General features: G+C 54.0%; 20 protein-coding genes. 9 read left to right on the plus strand and 11 right to left on the minus strand.

Annotated features, from left to right (window positions below; all coding sequences use genetic code 11):
• The first annotated feature begins 22 nt into the window (after nucleotides 1-22).
• The 3 genes from JMJ04_RS04155 to JMJ04_RS04165 all read left to right on the plus strand — a co-directional run bounded on the left by JMJ04_RS04155 (nucleotide 23) and on the right by JMJ04_RS04165 (nucleotide 1,193).
• Nucleotides 23-193, plus strand: a complete 171-nt coding sequence (locus JMJ04_RS04155) for a hypothetical protein (protein ID WP_201369290.1) — start codon at nucleotides 23-25, stop codon at nucleotides 191-193.
• A gap of 177 nt (nucleotides 194-370) precedes the next feature.
• Nucleotides 371-553, plus strand: a complete 183-nt coding sequence (locus tag JMJ04_RS47935; RefSeq protein WP_201369291.1) for a helix-turn-helix domain-containing protein — start codon at nucleotides 371-373, stop codon at nucleotides 551-553.
• 148 nt (nucleotides 554-701) lie between these two features.
• The gene (locus JMJ04_RS04165) at nucleotides 702-1,193 is read left to right on the plus strand and encodes a hypothetical protein (RefSeq protein ID WP_201369292.1); all 492 of its coding nucleotides are present in this window, start codon (nucleotides 702-704) and stop codon (nucleotides 1,191-1,193) included.
• Between the two features lie 112 nt (nucleotides 1,194-1,305).
• On the opposite strand, the gene JMJ04_RS04170 is transcribed toward JMJ04_RS04165, so the two are convergent.
• The 3 genes from JMJ04_RS04170 to JMJ04_RS04180 form a co-directional block, all read right to left on the minus strand.
• Nucleotides 1,306-1,830: an HNH endonuclease gene (locus JMJ04_RS04170; protein WP_201369293.1), complete on the minus strand. Its 525-nt coding sequence runs from the start codon at nucleotides 1,828-1,830 to the stop codon at nucleotides 1,306-1,308.
• A 60-nt stretch (nucleotides 1,831-1,890) separates the two neighbouring features.
• A complete protein-coding gene (locus tag JMJ04_RS04175) occupies nucleotides 1,891-2,256 on the minus strand; it encodes a DUF6173 family protein (protein ID WP_201369294.1) in 366 nt (121 codons plus the stop codon).
• A gap of 145 nt (nucleotides 2,257-2,401) precedes the next feature.
• Entirely contained in the window at nucleotides 2,402-2,821 is a 420-nt protein-coding gene (locus tag JMJ04_RS04180; RefSeq protein WP_201369295.1) for a hypothetical protein, read from the minus strand.
• 494 nt (nucleotides 2,822-3,315) lie between these two features.
• Between JMJ04_RS04180 and JMJ04_RS04185 the strand changes: the two genes are divergently transcribed.
• From JMJ04_RS04185 to JMJ04_RS04195, 3 genes are read left to right on the plus strand one after another with little or no spacing between them, the layout of a single operon-like run.
• Nucleotides 3,316-4,047 carry a glycosyltransferase family 2 protein gene (locus JMJ04_RS04185; RefSeq protein WP_201369296.1) on the plus strand — a complete coding sequence of 244 codons (732 nt, stop codon included), beginning with the start codon at nucleotides 3,316-3,318 and terminating at the stop codon, nucleotides 4,045-4,047.
• On the plus strand, nucleotides 4,020-4,727 hold the full coding sequence (locus tag JMJ04_RS04190; RefSeq protein ID WP_201369297.1) for a TIGR04282 family arsenosugar biosynthesis glycosyltransferase: 708 nt from the start codon (nucleotides 4,020-4,022) through the stop codon (nucleotides 4,725-4,727). Before JMJ04_RS04185 ends, JMJ04_RS04190 begins: the two co-directional genes overlap by 28 nt.
• The gene (locus tag JMJ04_RS04195; RefSeq protein WP_201369298.1) at nucleotides 4,724-5,731 is read left to right on the plus strand and encodes a radical SAM protein; all 1,008 of its coding nucleotides are present in this window, start codon (nucleotides 4,724-4,726) and stop codon (nucleotides 5,729-5,731) included. Before JMJ04_RS04190 ends, JMJ04_RS04195 begins: the two co-directional genes overlap by 4 nt.
• 113 nt (nucleotides 5,732-5,844) lie before the next feature.
• On the opposite strand, the gene JMJ04_RS04200 is transcribed toward JMJ04_RS04195, so the two are convergent.
• Both JMJ04_RS04200 and murJ read right to left on the minus strand, forming a co-directional pair.
• A complete protein-coding gene (locus JMJ04_RS04200; RefSeq protein WP_201369299.1) occupies nucleotides 5,845-6,090 on the minus strand; it encodes a flagellar biosynthesis anti-sigma factor FlgM in 246 nt (81 codons plus the stop codon).
• A gap of 515 nt (nucleotides 6,091-6,605) precedes the next feature.
• Nucleotides 6,606-8,096: a murein biosynthesis integral membrane protein MurJ gene (gene murJ / locus JMJ04_RS04205; protein ID WP_236038121.1), complete on the minus strand. Its 1,491-nt coding sequence runs from the start codon at nucleotides 8,094-8,096 to the stop codon at nucleotides 6,606-6,608.
• Nucleotides 8,097-8,468: 372 nt separating this feature from the next.
• Between murJ and JMJ04_RS04210 the strand changes: the two genes are divergently transcribed.
• Nucleotides 8,469-9,659, plus strand: coding sequence for a peptidoglycan DD-metalloendopeptidase family protein (locus JMJ04_RS04210; RefSeq protein ID WP_201369301.1), 1,191 nt, complete (start codon nucleotides 8,469-8,471; stop codon nucleotides 9,657-9,659).
• Between the two features lie 365 nt (nucleotides 9,660-10,024).
• Here the strand turns inward: JMJ04_RS04210 and JMJ04_RS04215 are convergent, their stop codons facing one another.
• From JMJ04_RS04215 to JMJ04_RS04225, 3 genes are all read right to left on the minus strand, one after another.
• Nucleotides 10,025-10,222 carry a KGG domain-containing protein gene (locus tag JMJ04_RS04215; protein WP_007911183.1) on the minus strand — a complete coding sequence of 66 codons (198 nt, stop codon included), beginning with the start codon at nucleotides 10,220-10,222 and terminating at the stop codon, nucleotides 10,025-10,027.
• Between the two features lie 522 nt (nucleotides 10,223-10,744).
• On the minus strand, nucleotides 10,745-11,131 hold the full coding sequence (locus tag JMJ04_RS04220; RefSeq protein WP_201369302.1) for a response regulator: 387 nt from the start codon (nucleotides 11,129-11,131) through the stop codon (nucleotides 10,745-10,747).
• Nucleotides 11,132-11,343: 212 nt separating this feature from the next.
• Nucleotides 11,344-12,744, minus strand: a complete 1,401-nt coding sequence (locus tag JMJ04_RS04225; protein ID WP_201369303.1) for a sensor histidine kinase — start codon at nucleotides 12,742-12,744, stop codon at nucleotides 11,344-11,346.
• Between the two features lie 193 nt (nucleotides 12,745-12,937).
• Here JMJ04_RS04225 and JMJ04_RS04230 point away from each other — a divergent pair, with 193 nt between their 5' ends.
• Together JMJ04_RS04230 and JMJ04_RS04235 are read left to right on the plus strand one after the other, a co-directional pair.
• Nucleotides 12,938-14,818 carry a HEAT repeat domain-containing protein gene (locus JMJ04_RS04230; RefSeq protein WP_201369304.1) on the plus strand — a complete coding sequence of 627 codons (1,881 nt, stop codon included), beginning with the start codon at nucleotides 12,938-12,940 and terminating at the stop codon, nucleotides 14,816-14,818.
• A gap of 438 nt (nucleotides 14,819-15,256) precedes the next feature.
• Nucleotides 15,257-16,648 (plus strand): serine/threonine protein kinase, encoded by a 1,392-nt coding sequence (locus tag JMJ04_RS04235; RefSeq protein WP_201369305.1) that lies wholly within the window; start codon nucleotides 15,257-15,259, stop codon nucleotides 16,646-16,648.
• A gap of 71 nt (nucleotides 16,649-16,719) precedes the next feature.
• On the opposite strand, the gene JMJ04_RS04240 is transcribed toward JMJ04_RS04235, so the two are convergent.
• The 3 genes from JMJ04_RS04240 to JMJ04_RS04250 all read right to left on the minus strand — a co-directional run bounded on the left by JMJ04_RS04240 (nucleotide 16,720) and on the right by JMJ04_RS04250 (nucleotide 21,229).
• On the minus strand, nucleotides 16,720-17,526 hold the full coding sequence (locus JMJ04_RS04240; protein ID WP_201369306.1) for a GNAT family N-acetyltransferase: 807 nt from the start codon (nucleotides 17,524-17,526) through the stop codon (nucleotides 16,720-16,722).
• 106 nt (nucleotides 17,527-17,632) lie between these two features.
• Nucleotides 17,633-19,294 carry a protein kinase domain-containing protein gene (locus JMJ04_RS04245; protein ID WP_201369307.1) on the minus strand — a complete coding sequence of 554 codons (1,662 nt, stop codon included), beginning with the start codon at nucleotides 19,292-19,294 and terminating at the stop codon, nucleotides 17,633-17,635.
• A gap of 267 nt (nucleotides 19,295-19,561) precedes the next feature.
• Complete coding sequence (locus tag JMJ04_RS04250) at nucleotides 19,562-21,229, minus strand: tetratricopeptide repeat protein (protein ID WP_201369308.1); 1,668 nt, start codon at nucleotides 21,227-21,229, stop codon at nucleotides 19,562-19,564.
• Nucleotides 21,230-21,443: the final 214 nt, after the last annotated feature.

Consider the following 21,443-nt stretch of genomic DNA (forward strand, 5'->3'; position numbering starts at 1 on the left):
GGTCGATCAGGGCGGGTTCTTCATGGCACCCGCACGTTGGGTCGGCGCAGAATTGCTGCGTCGCTGTGTGCTGCGGTTCGTCCAGAACTGGGATAACCGGCACAAAGTTGTCGCCGTAGGGTTGCAGCATAGTGGCTGCTCCTTTCTGTTACCAGAACAGGCTCCCGGCGCGTTATTACCTATGGAGCCTTAACGGGTCTTCAAGAAAAGGAACATTCGGCCGGGTGGAATCGTCGGAATGTTCCTTTTTGCTGTACATTGTACAGTCTTTCTTTAGTATAATACGGTATTCTCCGGTTTGTCCAGGGTATGGACTAGTATGTATTGTTTGCGATACAATACTGCCTAAAAGCGAGGGAGTTCTGCACCAATGGATGACCCGTATCTGACGACTAGGCAGGTCGGTGAAATATTGCAAGTGACCGAGGAAACGGTGATGGGGTACATACGCCGCAAGCGTGACCCATTGCCGGCCAGCAAGCCGGGGAAAGCCTGGCGTATTTTACGGAGTGACCTTGACGCCTGGATGAAACGGCAGCGGCCGAAGGAATAATATTTTGAGCATAAAAAGAGGGGGATGGTACTCTGCCATTCCCCTTAATCGTGTCCGCCCTCGCTGTTAAAAATGAAGATGTCCACCGTTATTACTTGTAGAACTAACTACTTCATCTCTTGTGTGGTAATACAGAAAGGAAACATCTATGAAACCTTGGTTTCTTGCTGGCAGCCATCCGCAGGACTATGCGATCAGTACCGAATTGGTTGACGGCAAACAGTGCGGCCGTCTCGCAAGCACCGCCAGCCAGCCGGGCGGCTTCGGCACGCTGATGCAGGGCTTCAAAGCGGATGTGTACCACGGCAAACGGATGCGGCTGACGGGCACGGTGAAAACCATTGATGTGCACTCCTGGGCCGGACTGTGGATGCGGGTTGATCCGACACGCGATGAGCCGTTGGCCTTTGATAACATGCGGGACCGGCCACTGTCCGGCACAACCGACTGGCAGACGTATGAAGTCGTGCTGGATGTGCCAGTGAATGCTACGAGAATTGCCTTTGGCATCCTCCTGCGTGGGAGTGGTCAGGTATGGCTCAGCGAGGTGCGGTTTGAGGAGGTCGATGATACGGTGCTAGTGACCGCCAACAGTAAAGCAGCGGACCGGCCGGGCAATTTGGACTTTAGCGCCGCGTAGGAAAGACATCGTCGTAGAATGTTTGGTGCCAGTATCCTATCTGGGGTGCTGGCATCATTTTGCGTGTGAACTGGTAAAAAGTATGCGGATTATTTGTCGGTACATATTGCAATTACTCACTAGCTTCACTTCCAATGATATTTGCAAGACTACTGCGATCTCCTGATCGCCAGGCGTTCAGTAGTACAGCTCCTTTCGGCGTGAGGCCTAAAGTGTAGGTAACAATGAGACTTGCATTATTCGCCAGTTGTTGATAGTCAGCATAGCCGGCTGCAATGAGGCTGCTAAATTTGAGAACACCATCGCCCGAAACAATGAGGTTTCTCCTGGGTGATGAAATGCCAAGAAACAATAAATTGTCTACAGCTTCCCTGTCGAATGCGGCAGATAAAGATACTAATGTTGCCTTGTAGGCGTAAATGGCATCTTTGCTGATTGTTCCGCGCGTATACAAAGCATGGCAGGTTGGGCAGAGGGCTATAAGGTTACTTAAAGTATTTTTGCCATCTTCTTGCACCTCAACGATATGGTGAAGATCAAGCGCAAGTATACCCCTACAAGTCGGCACGGCACATCTATAACCTGCTTCCGTGAGAACTTGTCGCTTGAGCGAATCAGAGATAGGCTGTCTTGCCATATAGAGACCAAGCGTCCTTTCATCAGCTAAGGGACAGTCGCCAATTTACATTGGATTTGCTTAGTCGCTTGACGACGCTTTCAATCTGAACCCGATGCGCCGTGGTTGCTCTTGCTGCTTCTGTACGGCTACCAGGAGTACACTCAACTGAGAGATATGTTGAATCAGCTGCACTTTTTCTCCTGCCTCATTTCTTCCGTCGAAACTGATGATATCTGGGCCGTAGTAACCTATATCCTCGATATGGAAGGTGATCGCTTGGCCGAAGGATACAAGCCGAGCGCCGATCTCATGGTCGTTATCTAGGGAGGATTCAAAATCGTTGATGTATTTGGACAGTCGCTCGTACGTCCACTTAGCTGGGTTCACTTTATGGGATGGTGCTAGAGCTTTTGCATAAATGTTATTTAAGTTGTCCGGTATCATAACCATCACCTATGTTGTATATATCAATGAGTAGCTAATAGAGGTTGCGTGGAGTATATAGGCTTAGTTTATGCATCGCAAGCATTTGTGCAAAAGTACTAGCAAGTTTTAATACGTTATTTTGATTGGCGCTTATATACTTCCCTCACCCGCGATTAAAAGAGTTTAGGTTAGTGATGTGATCTCTGGTTAGTTTGGTCTTGCCCAACAGGAGATCTTTACGGATGGCGAGGAGGATGAGATCCATTAGCTCGCTATCTTTTTTCCAGTCGTGACTTTCAGCATCCCCATATCTAACCCATGTATCGTACGCCTTGATTACCTCGTCGCTAGCATATAGTACTAACTTGTCTCTGGCGGACATTCGTTTTAGATCCGTCTCTTTCCCTGAGGCTTCCTTACCGTGCATAATTTCGACCGTCATCTCGGTAAAGTTATACAGAAAATTTTCGTATGCCTCGCGCTTCTGATCTGCAATCTTGGCATTCAATTCCCTGTTCCTCTGGAACAGATATGGGAATACCACGCCAAATACGGCAATGAGGGCAACAATAATTTCTACCATCGGAAAACCTCTTTTTGAGAGATAGACGGCCATATTCATCTACTATCAAATAGCGAGATGCAAATGGCTGGCGGAGGGAGTCGAGGGAGAGAGTGAGGTAGTGCTACGCCTAGCACGATGCAGCGGAATCGGCTTCTCGCCGGAGCGCTAGCGGAGGGTCTTGGAGTGGTCTGGTAAGCTCGGAACAGAGGAACTACCGGCAAGGGTTAGGAGGTGCATCGGTCGTCTCGGTCGGTCGTTTCAGCGTGGAGTGCATTACCAGATCACGGAAAGACAAGCCGATGGAGTGGGCCGAAATATGCCGATCTGTCTACGGGGGCGATGCTCCCCGATACCAGAAGAGCATGGATGGGCGTTGTAGTTCTGGTAAATTCCCGCATTTTTATGCTCGCTGTAAAAATCTTCCTGGCCGGACGTGAAAAGGAGAGAGCGGTGCAGTGTGATCCATTGCGCCAATCATGCTATCTGGCTTGTAATCTTGTAAGGAGTTGTTCATGACAGCCCAAAAGGTGGCGCTTATTATTCCCGCGCTCAATGAAGAGGAGGCCCTCAGGCACCTGCTTCCGACCCTTCCCCACGATACCATTAGCTGGCAGATTGTTGTTGATAATGGCAGCACCGATAGAACGGCCGAGGTGGCACGGGCGGCGGGAACTATCGTCGTTCAGACGGCGGAGCGCGGCTATGGACGCGCCTGCTTCCGGGGGCTACAGGAGGCGCGCCGTCTGGGCGCGGAGATCGCCCTCTTTATGGATGGGGATGGTAGCGATGATCCCGCCGATATTCCCGAGATGCTGGCCCCGATTCTCTCGCAGCAGGCCGACCTGGTGATGGGGTCGCGCGTAAGCAAACGAGCAGAGAAGGGGGCGATCCCACCCCAGGCCCGTCTGGGCAACTGGCTGGTCAGCCGCATGATCACCCTCCTCTATGGTGCCACCCTCCATGATATCGGCTCATTTCGCGCCATTCGCTGCAAGCAACTGGCGCGGCTGAATATGAGCGAGATGACCTTTGGCTGGCCTGTGGAAATGCTGGTCAAGGCGGCCAGGGCGCGTTATCGCATCCTGGAGGTACCTATTCACTATCGTCAGCGCAGCCATGGCCGCTCCAAGGTCGCGGGTACGTTCGTTGGCAGCGTCAAGGCCGCCTACTATATGCTCAGCACTACGCTACGCTACGCGCTTACGAGGAGGAATGCATGGATGACACAGCGCTCGTCATTATAGCGCGCGCGCCCGAGCCTGGAAAAACCAAGACACGCCTGGCATGCTCGCTTGGCAATGAGGCGACAGTGCTGCTCTACCGCGCCTTCCTCAAGGACCTGGCCCTGCGCTTTAGTGAGGCTCCTTATGCCTTGCACTGGGCCTATTCGCCCGCGCATGTTGATTATAACGCGCTGTTAGAGGAGCTGGTTCCTGGCAGGGGACGACACATGCGCTGCTTTCCCCAGGAGGGCCAGGATTTTAATACGCGCTTACATCATATCTTTCGCTGGACAGAGAGCCAGGGGTTTCGCAAGACGATCCTGCTTGGCTCTGATTCGCCGCACATCAGGCGTCAAATTATTGATGAAGTAAACGAGCGCCTGAATACGACAGATATTGTGCTGGGGCCAGCCGAGGATGGCGGCTACTACCTCCTGGGCATGCGCCAGGCACATGACATCTTTAGTGGCATTCCCATGAGTACCGAGGTGGTGACACAGATGACGATTGCCGCCGCGCACCGGCAGCGACTCTCTGTCCACCTCGTGGAACAACTTCAGGACATAGATGAACTACCCGACCTGCTTAAGCTAGCGGAGATACTCCAGGCCAAACCGGGCCTGGCGCCAATCACCGCCGCACATTTAGTCACGCATCCCGCGCTCACCGAAGCCTTTAGCCGCACAAAGGAGTCTGTATGACGATCACGACACCTGTTCTTACCCTGCCACGCTCGATCTATATTGAGCCCACCAGCCGTTGTAATGAGTTCTGCCAGCAGTGTCCACGCACGCTGCTCTCACGTGAAGAGGACCGTGATCTGCCCTTCGACGAGTTTCGCAAGATCGTCGACCAGTTTCCGGTGCTCGATCGCGTCGTGCTGCATGGGTTGGGCGAGCCACTGTTAAATAAAGACCTGCCTAAAATGGTGCGCTATTTAAAGGATCGCGGCACCTATGTGCTCTTCAACTCCAATGGCATTGCGCTGACTGAGAAGAAGGGCGGGGAGCTTATCGATGCCGGCCTCGATGAGTATCGCCTCTCGATGGACGGCTCCAGTCGCGAGACCTACGCACATGTGCGGGGCGTCGATGCCTTTGAGAAAATCTGGCGCAATGTTCGAGCCTTTGTGCAGTTGCAGAAGGCGCGTGACGCCAGCAAACCAGCCATCTCGCTCTGGTTCACCGCCATGCGCGAAAACCTGCACGAGCTGCCGCATCTGGTTGAGCTGGCGGCCGAGGCAGGTATCCCCGAGGTCTATATGCAGCGCCTGGTTTACTTTGAAGAGGGACTGGCAGCCTCCAAACAGTCGCTCTTCCGCCGCTCAAGTCAGGAGGAGCTGGCCCTGGTACGTCTTAGCGAGGAGCTGTGCAAAGAGCTGGGCATCCGTTTCAACGCCGCCGGGTCCGCGACGCCGATGCAGAGTATTCTACGCGACTTTGGGGAGCGCCCCTGGTCCGGCTGCACACGTCCTTATAATTTGACTTACATCACCTCTAGCGGCAATGTGCTCTCCTGCTGCTTCGCCCCCTTTGGGCATCGCAGCGCGCGCGAATATCGCGAAGAGCGCGTCCTGGGCAATGTCTTTCAGGAGTCCATCGAGCAGATCTGGTTCGGAGAGCGCTATGAGGCCTTCCGTCGCGCCTTTGAGAGCGAGCATCCCGCTCGTCACTGCTCCCAGTGCGGCCTGAACTGGAGCTATTAACAAAGAAAGAGAAGGGTACCCGCCTTGCAGATACCCTTCTCGCCAGTCCCCACGTTGCTCAATCCCCGTTGTAAGAAAGGAAGTTCATGTCTCCCTGTGTGCGGCTGTTGGCATTAGTCGATGTCTGGTGCACTCATGCACACAAAGCTCCATTCAAGAGGCGAACCTAACAGGCCATATATCGTTGCCTGGTTATCCAATTGATATGTTCCCGCATCTACCTGTGACTTGATTTGTTCCACTCTAGCGAGGCGGGCCTTTTCATCACGTTGCACTTGAATACGTACCTGGAGGGCTGCGATACTCTCCCCTACAGGTGGACTGGAGTGCCGCCTGGCCTGTGGTTGTGATGAAACCATTCCCGTTGTTTCAACGGCTGTATCTATACGTACGGCGCGTGCTTTCATGTAACTAACAGAGCAGCTACCTCTAATCTGTCCTATGCTCTCTATCATCGAAGAGCTATGCATAGGCAGGAGTTGAGCCGCACACTCCTTTCTCCCAATCTTCTTATATCGTGCTTTTGCAGCCCTCCCCAAGGTGATCAGGGGCTTGTACACCTCATACCTTCCAGATGGCCACACCTATAACCCAAAAGTCCACTTCCCATCACTCCCCACACCTATCTATATCGGCCCCTGATCCTATAATAGCAGTGTAGAAAAGCACATGCCTTGTGTGTAGAGAGGAAGGTCCTTAGCTCTAGGGGCGAAGGCCCCTATCATTGGTCCTTTCCTTTCGCGCCTGCGACGCTCACAGGATAAGATGGTTCGGCGTGGGTGCGGGCGAACACCCGCACCCACGCCGAACCATCTTACTCAGAGGGATGAGCGGATACGCGAAGGGGTCAGCGCGCACTGGCTATCTCCCTCGCTCAGCGGGATGAAGACGGGCTAGCGAGGGCTTCCTGGCGCGTGCGGGCGAGGTAGCGGCGATAGCGTAGGAGGCGCTGCATTCCTGCGTCCAGGCGGGCCTTCTTGCCCAGGCGCCAGAGCAGGAGTGAGGCCAGGGTGAACGCTTCTACCGAGGACCCTAGCGCGTAGCCCAGGGGGATCGCGAGAATGACGTAGGCTCGTGGTAGTACACCAATGAGCACGATAATGGTGCCCACGCGGCAGAGTAGGGAGAGGATACCGGTAAAGAGTGGAGTCGTGGCGTCCTTCAAGGCCAGGAAGCCACGGCTAATCATGTCGCCTGCCGTAACCCCAGGAATGGCAAAGACATATCCCAATAGCGCCAGGTAGGTCAGCGCGGTCGAGTGGGCATCGAAGGCTCCATGCTGGAAAATCAGGCGGATAATCCATTGACCCGTAACGGCTAAGCCTATCGCCGCGGGTAGCGTCAATAAAATGGAGGCGCCCATGACCCTCAAGGCCATGTAGCGCATGCGCACATAGCGTCCTGCGGCGGCATGGATCGTCATATGCGGCAGGAGCGCCTGGCCAATGGCCTGCGAGAGCAGAGAGAAGGGGAGAGCCTGTAACATATCGGCGTTATGTAGCGCCGCTAGACTGGCGGGATCGGGCAGGAAAGAGACGAAATAGGTCTCGATGATAAGGGCCAGGTAGGCCACGGCGAGCGCGAGCGAGTTAGGTCCCAGTAGTCTCAGGACCTCCAGCAGGCCGGGATGGCGAAAATTCCAGGTAAACGAGTAGCGCACCCCTTGCCTGAAGAGCGGGATAGCCTGCACCGCGACCTGCAAGAACGAGGCCACCAGCACGCCATAGGTGGGACCATAGATGCCTATACCGGGAATGAAGCGCGTACAGGCCAGCCCGGCAATCTGGCCCAGGTTATAAATCGCGATGGAGAAGGCGGGCAGTAGGAACTGGCGCTTACTATTTAAGACGCCAGTGACAATCGTTCCCAGGCAGAGCAATAGAGGCTGAAAGAGCAGTATGCGTGTGAGCGAGATCGTTAGGACCTTCTCGGCCTCGCTATAGCCTGGGACCAGGAGCGAACGCGTAAAGGTTGGTACAAAAAACTCGCCCCCGATCACGACAAGCGTCAAGACCAGCAGCATGACATTAAAGACCAGGCTGGAGAGCTTCCAGGCTGCCTCCTGTCCCTTCCTCTTCTCATACGCCAGGAAAACCGGGATAAAGGCGTGGCTCAGCGCACCGCCTGCGATCAGGTTGAAGAGAGCATCCGGTAGACGGATGGCGGCATAGAAGGCATTGGCCTCGGGACCGGTGCCAAAGAAGGCGTTAAAAAGGCTCTGGCGGATGACTCCCAGACCTCTTGAAGCCAGGATACCGATCATCAAGAGCAGAGCGGCCTCTACGATACTAAAGCGTCGTGAGGTCAGCCCTCCACTCAAACGAAAATTGCGGATATTAAAACGAAAGACACGGCCACCCCACACCTTTATCAACGCATGCTGTTTTTTTTTGTTCAGACATAAATAGTGTTATTACTTTCTCCCTGTCCTACTTTGCGGGTATAAAGAGCAGGGTATAGAGCCTCCCAACCTCAAATAGGATCTTTTCCCTTCCCTATTTCACCTCATCCCAAACAAGCTTTGCTCGCCGTTATTTTTGGTAGCTATGAATAAAACGTCATCATCTCGTGCTATTTTCATATATCTTCATTTTCTGACATATGGCCTTATAAGGAAACAAAATAGCCTTTTTCAGCTATCCATTGCCAGGGAAGCTAGTAAAGGCCGTGTTTATCAGCTACATTAAAAGGTAAAAGAAAAAACGCGACGGCAACGCCACCAGCGAGGATTTTAATTATGTTTTCATCCGCGAAGAAAAAAACGCCCGCCTCGCGCTCAAAGCAGAGCGAGAATCCTGTGCCCGTGCCCCCACAAATCCCCATGCCAACCCCATGGGGCAATGCGCCCTCTCCCTCTTTTCAGCCGCCACAGCCCACCCCATATATGCCCGGGACACCCTTCGTCCCTTTTGGCGCACCACAAGGGACACCTGCTATGGCAGAGTGGCCAAAACAGATGCCCGGGGAACCCTCACAGACGCTACAGGATGCGCCAGCGGCAAGACCGAGGCAGAGAATCACACGCCAACTCTCTTCCATCTCTAACGAAGAGGGCAGACCGCTTCCCACACTCAATACTCCTCCTCGCTCCACCACCTCGCCGCTCGCCACACGCCCACTCGGCGCCATGTCATCTCAACCAGGGCACGCGACGTTTAAAGCGGGGACACGTCCCCTCACATATATTCCTGGCACACCTCGCGTCGTAAAGACCACGCCACTGCCGCCAGTGCCCACACCGCGGAGCCGCTCACGGAAGTTTGTTATCTCTATGGTGAGTATGCTGATTATTTTACTCTTGACTGTGGTCGTCACCACACCACTTGGCAACTCGAACGCGCCACTCCTGCAAGGTATCGGCAACCTGTTGTTGAGTGACGCGCAAAATCCCTTCAGTCCGGCCCAGCATATCGCGACCCCCACCGCCACGCCTGCCTTGACCACTCTGGAGGGATCCTGCAATGCCCCTTATATGGGTCTGTGGGGGATCTGTGCCACGGCGGTCACTGACAGTGGAGTCATGGGCACAGGCGACATGCAGCCACCAATGAAAGGGGAGAGGATCACCCAGGGCTTTGGCTTACCCGAGTATCAGACCTGGTGCAGTTGCGTCAAACCTCATACCGGGATCGACCTGGCAACGGCGTATGGCAACCCGGTTATGGCATCTGATAGCGGGCAGGTCATCTGGGTGGGCTGGGATTGGTCGGGCCTGGGGAACGCCGTCAAGATTAATCATGGACACTATATCGCAACCGTCTATGGGCACCTGGCCAGCTACATCGTCCATGTGGGACAAAATGTCAATAAAGGGGATGTCATCGCGTATGAGGGGAGCACTGGGGCCTCTTCTGGCCCTCATGTGCATTTTATGGTGGTGGATAATAATCACTTTAAAGATCCGACGCTTTACATGACACTTCCTTAGCTGGTGTTCTCGCGCCTGCGGCGCTCGCAGAGTAAATAGTGTTGTGTGCCCTGGCAGCCTGCGGCTGCCAGGGCACACAACACTATTTATCAGAAATAGCTTGCGACAAGGTTAGCCAGCATGACCTGCCAAGTTTTGCAACGGGGTCCAGGGGCGCTGCCCCTGGCGGGGTTTGGGGTGTCCCCAATTCCTCTTTCTGTTGCCGCCGTAGGCGGTAGGAAAAACCTGCATATGGGGTAAGCTGAGAAAAAAGAAAAGAGGCCGGAAAGCAGCATCGGCCTCTTTTGAATTGCTCTACTTTAGTACAGGCAGCAGTGTTGTATGCGAATACAGGCATGCGTATGCCCATACATGAGCACTAAAGGCTACGCCTGTACGTTGTACTTCGAACGGCGGCGGCTGATTGAGCCACCCTTACGCCCGGCAGCCTGGGCCTCTTCACTGGTCCACTTGTGGGCTGTGCCGAGAGCATGAGCCGCTTTTCCGCCTTTGCTCGCAATTTCTTTTTTCTTTTCGGGACTCATAGAAGCGAAACCACGACCGCGACCTTTTTGTGACTGCATTGATTTTCTCCTCTTCAGTTTCTAGTGACTTCTCGTCGTCAATGCTTGCGAACCACACTAGAGAGCTGAAACAGACAACCTCTCCAACTCTCGCAATGAAGATAAGCTCCTAGCTTGCTCTATTTTTACTTTAGAGCCAAGCTGTTGTATACCTCATACACTAAACACGACGCATGTAACGTTTTGGATACAGCAGAGGTGAAGCTTTCTTCATAAACCCAGCAGCTACCTGTCCACCTGGATGAACTTACAATAGCTTGCTGTGTTCGTTAACAGTTAAAGCATAACAGCAACCCCAAAGAGGGGGCAACCCCTGCCAGAAAATTTTCAGCGTTCTCTAAGGTTTACTTAAGCATTTCTAAGGAAAGGATGAGCTTACAGGGACGTATCTATGGTCAGGAGAGAAGAAAAAAGGCATAGGCGAGAAGAGGCGTCAGAGAAAGCTGAGAAAACTTATAAAAAGGCTAAGTTTTTTAAGGCTAGGAAGGAGGGTGCGTAACAAAGCGTATAGGACATTTAGGGCTATGACGACGCCAGTGGTCCTGTAACACTTTTAATTAGAGAAATAATCTCGTCGACCGAGAAAGGCTTTTCGAGCAGGGAGACCTGGAGGTCGCGCAAGGCCTCGATATCGGTGAACGTTGCCGCGGTAGTTAAAATAATAGGCAAGGAGGCCAGGTGGGGAAAGCCGCGCATCTGCTTGATCACCTCGAAGCCCGACATCGTTCCATTCAAGCGCCAATCGACGATTAATAGATCAACGGGTTCGAAGCCTGATTCTATATTGGTGAGAGCATCCAGGCATGCCTCGGCGTCGGCATAGGCCGCCACCAGATAGCCTTCATCTTGTAGCACGAGCATGACCATTTCTTGAATGGCTATATCGTCTTCAAGCAGACCTACTCGCATAACTCTTCCCTTCGAAAACATCAAATACGAGGAATATACACGCACACTATAACAAACTGTGCTTTATTTAGCAAGTGCCAAACAAGCGTGAACCTACTTCATTTTACCATCTAGCGTGAGAAGGGGTAAAGGTATGTCTGGGGATGGGCTGGCGCTGTCAGCCCATCCCCAGACATACCTTTGCGAGCGTTCCTTGGCCAGGTACTGCTGCTTTATGGCATATGCAGTACTATCTCGTCTGGAGCCGGGACTTTAGCGCGTTGAGGTTGCCGATACTCTGGTTGAAGCGTTTTCTCATCTGCCATAGGCATGGGAGCGATGGGCAGGGCTAGCGTAATACTCGTGCCGCGCCCTTCGTCACTCTGAAGCCATACCTGCCCATGCATCTGCTCAACCAGGCTCTGCACAAGGTAGAGTCCCAACCCATTTCCCGGCACGCGCTCATGCATATCGTGTTCCAGGCGCGTAAAGGGGCGGAAAAGTGCTTGTTGCAGGTGGCGGGGGATACCGACCCCGTGATCATGGACCGTCACGTAGAGATAGTGGTCCTCCGCCGGACACTCACGCTCTGTATGCGTTGTCACAAGAGAGTAAGAGGATCCGCTATAGGGAGCATGATCGGTCACCAATATCTCGATCAACCCTCCCTGAGGGGAGTATTTGATGGCATTATCAAGCAAATTAGCCAGCGCCTGGCGTACACGTGCCGGGTCCACCCAGGCAGGTGGCATCTCGCGCGCGACTTCCGCGACCTCAGCAACCTCCGCGATCTCTAAAGAAAGGCGATACTGACCTGGGCTTACCTGGTCCAGGCGCTCTTGCTCAGATGTAATCATTTGCCGACAGAGGCTCACAATATCTACCGCATCCAGGCTCATCCGCAGTTGCCCCTGGCTGACTCGCGCCACATCCTGTACGTCGTTTAACAATAACTCCAGTTGCTGTGTCTTCTCCTGAACCATGCGTAAGTAGGCGCGCCAATCTAAGCTCTCTAAACTGGCCTCCTGCGCACCTGGATCATCGCCATAGGTCATATAAAGCTCGGTATAGCCCTTGAGGGCCGTCAATGGGCGGCGCAACTCATGGCAAAGAAGGGCGAGAAAATGATGCTGCTCTTGCAGAAACTGCGCGCTGGTGTCTTGATACCGCCTGACACAGCTCTCACCATACAATTCTATCAGTCCCTCAAGCAGTCGGCGCGATCCAGTCGCCAGGTAGTGTTGTAAGAGATGCATAATTCCGGGATGAAAGAACTCAGGCTGGGTATGGCAACACACCACCATTCCCAACAACCCACCAGAACCCGAGACCGGGACAACTGCCAGGCTGCCAACAGACGCCTGACCAGGCAGGTGCGCCGCATTGCTAATCCAGGGTACGCCCATCTGCGTGGTAATGTCATAGAGCGCGCGCAAGGCACCTTCCATCTCCTCATCCCAGTTTCCTGGTTTGCCATATGTATGTTGAAGATCTTCTCGGGCACAGAGACGCTGAAGTAGGGGATGAGCCAGTGCAGTCTCAAAACACACCAGGTCCAGATAGACAATATCACAACTAATGAGCGCGCGAATCTCCATAATCACACGCGCGAATAGAGCTTTAGCCGAAGACATACCATACCTCGTACCAGCCACATATGTACAAATTCTATCTAGTTTAGTATAAGTGCAAATAAAGGCAAGCGAACACTATTTCCGTCTCGTTTTTATTCTTGACCGAAACGAGCCAAAAAGGTACAATGAGCATATATTCCCTTAAAATTATAATTGTGCATACAACATTCAAAAAGAGATGGGGAGGATGGGGATGCCAGATACAAGCTCTAAACAAGCGCCTCTAGAGGCTGAGATACCGTCACCAATGGTGAAACACGAAGTTGAAGACCATACACATATTGTGCATATGCTTAAGCTAGAAGCCCCTGATATACAGCATGCCCAGGGGCCATTAACAGGAGTACCAGACGCCCTGGCAAGCTTTTCAACGGGCGCGCTGGAGTACAGGCTCCTCCACCAGGTACAACCTCCACTTGATGTAGACATACCAGTGCACAAGGCCAGCTTGAATGCTTTGCGGAGAGAGATCACCTGTCTTTTGACCCGCTTGAGCTGGCGGAAAGCGCTACCCGAGGAGGTCGCTGCGCGCCTCACTGAACTCCTACCAGTCGGCCCCTTCTCTCTCTGGCACCCTCACCTCCTCGCCACCCTCTTTGAAATCGACCGCCGGGGACACTTGCTTCCCGCCTGGCTTTATCTTATCCAGCAAGGCGATGTTTCCTCTCAGGCACCAGGTGACGATCCTACCACACAGTCTCACAACTACGCTCGTCGCATCGCCATCCTCTTGCTTGGCTACTATAAACAGGTAGGCACACCAGCAGCGGACTCGCCCGCTAGAGACGCCCAGGACACATTGCCGATGCTACAGGCCCTGCTCTATGATCCCTCTGCCTCATTCTATGCAGCGCGGGCTCTGGCACACCTGGGGCACAATCAGGCGCAACAAATCCTGTTGCAAACGCTCTGCGAGACCAGAGGCTGGAACAGGCTCGCCATTCTTGAACAATGCCTGGCCCTTGGGCATGCACCATTTGCGGAATTCTTGCTGATTCATGGGATCGCTAAGATGCCCGGCCTGGAACACTATGCGGCGAGCGCACTCTATCACGCGCTCGACCTGGCACCCTACCTGGAGCAGAGCAGGCAGCAGCCCCGGCTCGCCGCGCAGGCGGCGCTTGTGCTCTATTATATGATAGAGGAGAGTAAAGAGCCATCTGCGTGCCAGGAGGCGGTCCCACGCCTCTTTACGCGCTCGCTCGCAGGCCAGGCCAGCGCGCTCTTCAAAAGTGCAAGGCAGCAGCCATCCTGGCAGGCAGCACTCGCCCTTCATGCCCTGGGAGCGCTCTGTGCTCGCTACTGGCAGGCCATCAACCAGGGCCTGGCCCTGGAGAGCAACCTTGTAGCTCAGATCTACCCCTGCCTTCCCATGATGCCTGAAATTGAAGCATGGATGCAACACAATGGGCGCGAACTGCTCTTTACCGCCCTCTGTTCCCAGCAGGATACCCTCCTGCCCCTCCTCGCCCAAGCCCTGGCTGAACTTGGCGAGATCCGCGCCGTAGACCCTCTATTGCTCTACCTGGAGAGCGTCCGCACGCTGGAACACCAGGAGCAGGCTCAGGCGCTAAGCAGCGTCTGCCTGGCTCTTGGGCAATTTGGTGACCTGCGCGCCACCCCTGTGCTACAGAAGTTGGTGGCGAACGTCATCGATCCCTCCGGCAGGCGCCAGCGCACTCCACTCAAGGAGGCGCTCCTGGAGCCACAGGCAACCGACTATGCGGGGAGCCTGCTGTATGTGGCAGTGCTTCAAGCCTGCCGCCAGCTTCCCACGCCCGAAGCACAAGCATTAAGCTATCAGGGGCTAAACGATCTCGATCCACGTGTACGCCTGGCTGCTCTAGAGACACTACGCATCCTTGATGTCACAGGCAGCGAAGCCCAAAGCCGGGCAAGCGTTCGCCAGGCCCTCAGCGATCAGAACGCGGCAGTAGCCGGCCTGGCCTGCCAGGTCAGCGCTCAGTACCATGATCAGGAAGCCGCACCTCTCCTGCAACAACTGCTTATCACACATCCCACAGTGACACAAGCCGCCCTCCTGGCGCTCCACCAGCTCCAAAAAGAAGGGTAATTGGTGGTATGTGATGTGGGAAGGGCAGCAGCCTTTCCACATCACATACCACCAATAGCCACGGTTTTGCGAGAAATATTGACTGTTTTCATCCCCAGATGATAGATCTCTATACTCTTATTTTCTATATGGACTGTATTTGTATATATTTTAAAATCAAATGCTTTAATTCCAGACATCGACTATTACCAACGTATACCGTGACTTTTGTAACAATTTCACGCTTACTAACATCTATTTTTCCATACCGAATGTATAATATTTATAGAAAAGCGTATTGTTACAAATATGTGAGCAGGCGCCTTTATGGAGGACCGTGCTCTCATCTTCTGCGCGTACTGCCTATTCGGAAACCTGAACGCTATGCTGGCTACTCCCATTCGGGGGCACGGCGAGCGTGGTGTTGGTTTCCGCAGAAGAAGATAAGGGATTTGTTGGATGAATATGTTGGTGGGGAAGACTCTCGGTGGTTATCGCCTGATCCGCCTGGCCGAGAGTGGAGGGATGGGTGACATCTACTTAGCACAACACATGCGTATTGGGCGCAAAGTGGCAATCAAAGTCGTTTGTGGAGACCTGCGGGCCGTGCCCAACACACCAGAAGGCAAACAGGCAGCAGCGCGTTTTGAACGTGAGGCACGCGCGGTTGCGGAACTTGATCATGAAAATATTTTGTCGCTCTATCACTTTGGGGATGAGGTCCTTGAGCAGGATGGGCAAGGCATTACCTATCTAGTCATGCCTTTTATGTCCGAAGGCTCACTCTGGAACTGGCTACAAAAGCGCACACAACAGTATGGCTTTGGCTGGCCCATCTCGGCTGAAGAGGGTGGCTACTACCTATTACAGGCAGCGGCGGCCTTGCAATATGCACATGACCATGGGATTATCCACCGCGATATTAAGCCAACGAACTTCCTGATTCGCGTTGAGCGTGGTTATCCTAAGGGTATGCAGCACCTCAATCTGCAACATATCTTTCCTCATGGACGACCCAAGCTACTCCTGGCCGACTTTGGCCTGGCCGCATTCTACCGCAATGGACGCTCCCTGCATCGCTCGGTTGGGACACCGCTGTACATGGCCCCAGAGCAGTTCGATGATCCCACCCTGGCAACCTCGGTGCATGTGGGCCCCGCCGCGGACCAATACGCCCTGGCGGTTATGATGTATCAGCTCATCACCGGGCGCGCGGTCTTTGAAGGCACGGCATCACAGCTCTTGCATCACCATCATAACACCTCCCCAACACCTCCCAGCGCGCACATCCCCTCTCTGCCATCAGAGCTCGACGAAGTCTTTCTTCGCGCACTGGCAAAAAAACCTGAGCAACGCTACCCCAACATAATGGCATTTGCACAGGCCTATGACACCGTTCTCCAGGAGCGAACGCAGGTCAAGATGTACGCCCAGGGACGTGCCCTTGACAGTAGAGGCGACATACATGTGGAGGAGGCCGCGTTTGTTATCGATAAACAGCGTGAAGCGACGACGTTACCCATGCCCCCCCTGGACAAGGTTATCGGCAAAGCCCATGGCCCCGAGCAGCTACCTACCATCTCTTCCGCGACCGTGCACGCAGCAGCCATACAAGAGGAGGCACCATTGCCACAGCAGTCCTCGCTAGAAGCTATTGTCGAGCAGCATCCCAGGCTTTCCTCGATGTTGCCTGCTGGCATCTCCTCTCGGAGTCTCCAATTACGTACGCTCCCGCTGCACTTGCTCCAGCAGTCGACGGCCTTTGGAGTAATTATTGTGGGCCTCGTCTTTTTACTTTTACTCACGACAGGCATGCTACTCACCATGCTCCTGCTGGGCCATGGCAGATAACACAGCGGGGGAGCAACCTTCCGCTGTGCGACTATTTCAACCTCCCCTGCTGTAAGGTTGGCTCTGTATTCCTACACTTTACGCGTTAAGGAGGCCTCCTCGTAGGTCGCGATAGTTCGATAGCCGAGGCGCTCATAACAGCGCAATGCCGCAATATTATCGGTCTTGACATTCAGGCCAATGTGCTCTACCCGCGTGAGCAACTCCTGACTCAGGCGCGCACAGACCTCTGTCCCCAGCCCTCTCCCTCGCCATTGGGGATCCGTGGCTACGCTTCCAAGAGCGGCAGCCTTATAAGGCTCAGAATAGACATGGATACCAGCAATACTCTGTAAGGCACCCACGCGCTCACCAACTGTAGCAGCACGAATGCCGCAAAAACAGCCTGTCTCAAGCATCCTTGGGTCAAAGAAATTATTAGGATAACTGACCCGGTAGAACTCCTCAATTTCAGGAAGATCGCGCGGACCTAAAGATATCGTTTGGGAGGTGTTGATAGTTTGCAGCCGCCTGGAATCCTGGAGAAGCATTTTCATATGCGTTCCATAAGAGCGTAGCGTGTATGCCTCCTCCATTATATCCAGTACCCAGGGCGAGAGGTGCGCATCCAACTGCGAGGGCAAGAGTGGCAATAGCAGGCGCATAAAGAGGCGCATACGCTCCTCATCCTGGTCGGTCAGAGCCAGCAGAACAGGCGTTTGGCCGCTAATATAGAGCAGGGCCAGTTGGTAAATCTCCTGCCCATCCATCAGGGCATACCAGCAGGTATAGGGCCAGAAGAAGTCATCCAGGTCACCCAGGTGATAGAGATATAAACCAACATTCTTTAATAGATACTTTTCAATCTTCTCTTTATCGTGTAGAGCTTCAATATGCATAGATCGCCGTTATACAACCTTTCAAAATACAGTACCTGCCCTGAGCATGAGGTATAAAATACGAAAAATGCCCTGGGCATTTTTCGTATTTTATACCTCATGCTCATTAAGCCTTCATGCTCCAGGCCCTAGCACGCTTACGCGCTTTCTGCGCCTCTTGTGTATTCCCCAGAGATTCATAGACCTCAGCCTTTAAGAGCCAGGCCCGTGTATACCCTTTATCCATCTCGGTGGCCTCGTTGAGCGCATCCAGCGCGGCCCGGTTGTGGCCCAGGCGTGAGAGTGCCTCGGCTTTATTGCACCAGGCCACTGCGCTGCGAGGATTGACTGTCAGCGCGCGCGTATAGGCATCCACGGCCCCGGTGTAGTCGAGCAGACTGGAATGCACATTGCCCAACCCGTTCCAGGCCTGAAAGCTCCTGGGGTCCAGCGCCAGCGCCTGTTGATAGGAGGCCAGAGCCTCCTCCGGGAGATTCATATCCAGTTGTGCGTCGCCCTTCCCGTTCCAGGCCGCCACATACTGTGCATCGAGTGAGAGGGCACGCTCAAAGTGGACCAGGGCCTGCTGATAGCGTTGGAGGCGCATCAGGACCAGGCCAGCGCTTACCCAAACCACCGCGTTGCCAGAATCAATCTCCGTCGCGTACAGATATGCGTCCAGGGCCTTACGGTAGTATCCCTGGTTATAGAGAGCCGTGCCCTTGCCATTCCAGGCATAGAAATTCAGCGGGTCCATACCCAGAGCCTCTTCGTAGGCCTGCAAGGCCTGGGAGTAGTGCTGTTGCTCAAGGAAGCGATCACCCTCCTGGCATTTTTCAGTAATGCTCAAAGTACTGGCATTTGAGCGACGTTGCGTGAGCGGGGCGCTCTGATGCTTGCCCGTGTTGCTTATGTTCAGAGGTGCCGACGAGGGACGCGGAGTAGAGCGCGAGGTTGGCTGTGTATGCGCCTCTGGCTGGACCTGCTGTGGCGGAACCGGGTAGCGAACGCGTTGGATTTTGGTACTCGTCGTAAAGGCCTGCTCAAAAGCCTGCATAAACTGCTGCATATCGCTAAAGCGGCTATCGGGTTTAGAGGTCATGGCACGCGTGACAACCTCATCCAGCGCCTGGGGCAGATCTGGATTGAGCGATGAAACCGGAGGAACCGTTCCCCCAGCAGGGTCCAGGGGATGGTAGCCAGTTAGCAGCTCATAGAGGACAATGGCGCTCCCATACTGGTCACTTCGTGGATCTACGACGCCACTGGTCTGCTCGGGGGCCATATAACCCACTGTGCCGCGCACCGTCACCGTTCGACCAACACGCTCCCCCGGTTCGAGCGCACGCGCAATGCCGAAATCTGTAATCACCAGGCGGTGATCATCCTGGTGTAACAAAATATTCTCTGGCTTGATGTCACGATGAATAACCGGGCGCGGGCGAGTATGCGCATAGCTCAATGCACCCGCGAGTTGCAGGAAACTGCTCTTGGCCTCGGAGAGAGGCAAAGGGCCATTGGCCTGCGCGAGACGCGTTCTAAGCGAGCCTGCTGTATAGAGAGGCATCACCAGAAACACACTGGGGCCATCGCGGCCATAGTCGAGGACTGGCGCGATATTTTGATGGTCGAGGGTCGCGGCAATACGGGCTTCGCGCAGGAAATGCTCGTGCTCACTGTTCGTCGTTCGACTTGGAAGCAGGACCTTGATCGCAATATAGCGCGAGAGGTTACGATCTACCCCACGAAAAACCGCCGCGTAGCCACCTTTACTAAGCAAAGCATCCACACGGTATCGACCCACTAACATAGTATGTATGAGTGGTAAGGAACAGGCACGGCAAAATAAATCGCTGTCCCGGTTTTCATAGCCACAATCAACTTGATCGGCGCAGCGTCGCATTCCCTCCTCCGAGTCGTAGGTTTAAAATTTACCGCGGGCAGATGCTTTTTCTCATCCACCACCTAAGAGCAGCCTGATTCGATCCACTGTCCAGCAGCAACCACCAGTGGTATGTTGGCCCAGTCTACGCTTCACACACCACCCACGAGCCTGTTATGAAGCTTCGCTTCCATTCGCTCGCTGCTCCAGTGAGCGCGCCCACTCCTGGCATGAGATGGCCTCCTGCTTCCTCCCCAGGCGCTGTAAAACAACCGCCCGGTTATACCAGGCGTCTGGCTCATCTGGCGCAAACGAGGTTGCCTGGTCAAGCGCGGCCAGTGCCTCATCCAAACGACCAAGCGCATACAGCGACAGACCTTTGTTATTCCAGGCCGCAATGTAGTGAATATCTCCCGCCAGTGCCCTGTCAAAAGCCATAAGGGCCTCTTCATACCGTTGCAATTCGTGCAGCAAGCTGCCTTTATTGTACCAGGCAGAAGTCAGGCCGTCGTCATATTGCAGGGCACAATCATAAGAAGCCAGGGCGTCTTCGAATTTCTGCTGAGCAGCAAGAACATTTCCTCGATTATACCACGCCCCCGCCATAGTTTGATCAAGTATCAGGGCATGGTCGTATGCCGCCAGGGCCTCCTCATAGCGCTTCAAGTCGCGCAGGTCGTTACCTTTATCAAACCAGAGCGTCGCGTTCTCCTGCTCAAGCTCCAGGGCCTCTTCATGCAGAGGGAGAGCCTCTGCCGCATCGCCCAGGCGACGCAAAATATTGCCTTTGGTGTCCAGGGCGGAGACATTGTTGGCATCGATTTCAAAGACACGATTGACGGCGATCAGGGCCTCTTCATAGCGGTGGAGGCTATAGAGCGTATCGCTCATGGCCTGCCAAACAACGCTCTGACGGGGATCAAGGAGCAGCGCCTTGTCAAAGGCCATCAATGCCTCTTCAGACTTCCCCTGCTCCGCCAGGGCCATACCACGTCCACTCCAGGCATAAATATAGTTCGGGTCGTAGCGCAGCGCCTGCTCATAGCAATCCATTTCTTCGTCGAAGCGACGTAGCTCATGCAACACATTGGCGCGCGAGGTCCACAGTTCTGGATCGTTTGGGCAGAGCGAGATAGTGTGATCATAGGCCAACAAGGCCTCATCCAGTTGTTCCAGGCTTAAAAGGGCCGCGCCCTTACCTGCCCAGGCTTCAATCGAAACCACGTCCTGCTCGATAGCCTGTTCATAGTAGCGCAAGGCAGCCTCATATTCCCCCTGCTCATACGCCACATGGCCGCGCGTTAATGGATTGGGCTGGCTCTCCTGTGGCCGCTTCGCGTTTCTTAGTTGCGAGAGCGCAGGCATACGTATCACAGTGGCATCATCGTCGCCATTGATATCCAGCGCGAACTCTTCGCTACCAGCCGAGGCATTCCAGGCCACTTGAGAGTGCTCCTGCTGGCTATTTCCGCGCCCTCCCCGCTGTTCTGCCTTGATCAAAAATACCAGGGGGCCATCCTGACCATAATCCAGGACACGCACACTCCCCGGATCTTCAACACGCTCCGAGAGCGAGGCCGCAAGCTCGGCATCCTGAAGAAACTCCTCACGCTCGCCCTCGGTCGCGCTCTGAGGTATTAAAGCACGCACGAGCACAGGCTGTCCCTGGTGGCGATCTAGCGCGCGCAAAGTGACTGTCTTACGCTCTTTGAGCGCAAGCTCCTGGACCTCATAACGTCCCTGTAAAAATGTTCCTTCTAAGGGAATACCGCAATGGGCGCAAAAGCGCGCCTTTTCTCGATTGGCAAAGCCACACCCCTCTAAATCTAGACACATCCCCATAGACACGCTTCCTCCCTAGCCTGCGCACTATCTCTAACTATTGCCATACAAAAGGCTTTATTGCCACTACTGTAGCGAAAACGTTATGACCTTGTCAATGTAATATGCTACCCTTTGTAGTACATTATGAAAACAGAAAAGAAAATACTATATTTGCCTGCATTATACACCACTACTCATCCTCGCTCGACACATGCCTTCTCTGGTAAACGTC

Origin of the sequence: Ktedonobacter robiniae (assembly GCF_016587375.1) — a bacterium.
GTDB classification, from domain to species: domain Bacteria; phylum Chloroflexota; class Ktedonobacteria; order Ktedonobacterales; family Ktedonobacteraceae; genus Ktedonobacter; species Ktedonobacter robiniae.

Coding starts and splice junctions, on each gene's coding strand:
- JMJ04_RS04155 (WP_201369290.1), top strand. CDS start 23: ATGGCACCCGCACGTTGGGTCGGCGCAGAATTGCTGCGTCGCTGTGTG.
- JMJ04_RS47935 (WP_201369291.1), top strand. CDS start 371: ATGGATGACCCGTATCTGACGACTAGGCAGGTCGGTGAAATATTGCAA.
- JMJ04_RS04165 (WP_201369292.1), top strand. CDS start 702: ATGAAACCTTGGTTTCTTGCTGGCAGCCATCCGCAGGACTATGCGATC.
- JMJ04_RS04170 (WP_201369293.1), bottom strand. CDS start 1,830: ATGGCAAGACAGCCTATCTCTGATTCGCTCAAGCGACAAGTTCTCACG.
- JMJ04_RS04175 (WP_201369294.1), bottom strand. CDS start 2,256: ATGATACCGGACAACTTAAATAACATTTATGCAAAAGCTCTAGCACCA.
- JMJ04_RS04180 (WP_201369295.1), bottom strand. CDS start 2,821: ATGGTAGAAATTATTGTTGCCCTCATTGCCGTATTTGGCGTGGTATTC.
- JMJ04_RS04185 (WP_201369296.1), top strand. CDS start 3,316: ATGACAGCCCAAAAGGTGGCGCTTATTATTCCCGCGCTCAATGAAGAG.
- JMJ04_RS04190 (WP_201369297.1), top strand. CDS start 4,020: ATGGATGACACAGCGCTCGTCATTATAGCGCGCGCGCCCGAGCCTGGA.
- JMJ04_RS04195 (WP_201369298.1), top strand. CDS start 4,724: ATGACGATCACGACACCTGTTCTTACCCTGCCACGCTCGATCTATATT.
- JMJ04_RS04200 (WP_201369299.1), bottom strand. CDS start 6,090: ATGGTTTCATCACAACCACAGGCCAGGCGGCACTCCAGTCCACCTGTA.
- JMJ04_RS04210 (WP_201369301.1), top strand. CDS start 8,469: ATGTTTTCATCCGCGAAGAAAAAAACGCCCGCCTCGCGCTCAAAGCAG.
- JMJ04_RS04215 (WP_007911183.1), bottom strand. CDS start 10,222: ATGCAGTCACAAAAAGGTCGCGGTCGTGGTTTCGCTTCTATGAGTCCC.
- JMJ04_RS04220 (WP_201369302.1), bottom strand. CDS start 11,131: ATGCGAGTAGGTCTGCTTGAAGACGATATAGCCATTCAAGAAATGGTC.
- JMJ04_RS04225 (WP_201369303.1), bottom strand. CDS start 12,744: ATGTCTTCGGCTAAAGCTCTATTCGCGCGTGTGATTATGGAGATTCGC.
- JMJ04_RS04230 (WP_201369304.1), top strand. CDS start 12,938: ATGCCAGATACAAGCTCTAAACAAGCGCCTCTAGAGGCTGAGATACCG.
- JMJ04_RS04235 (WP_201369305.1), top strand. CDS start 15,257: ATGAATATGTTGGTGGGGAAGACTCTCGGTGGTTATCGCCTGATCCGC.
- JMJ04_RS04240 (WP_201369306.1), bottom strand. CDS start 17,526: ATGCATATTGAAGCTCTACACGATAAAGAGAAGATTGAAAAGTATCTA.
- JMJ04_RS04250 (WP_201369308.1), bottom strand. CDS start 21,229: ATGGGGATGTGTCTAGATTTAGAGGGGTGTGGCTTTGCCAATCGAGAA.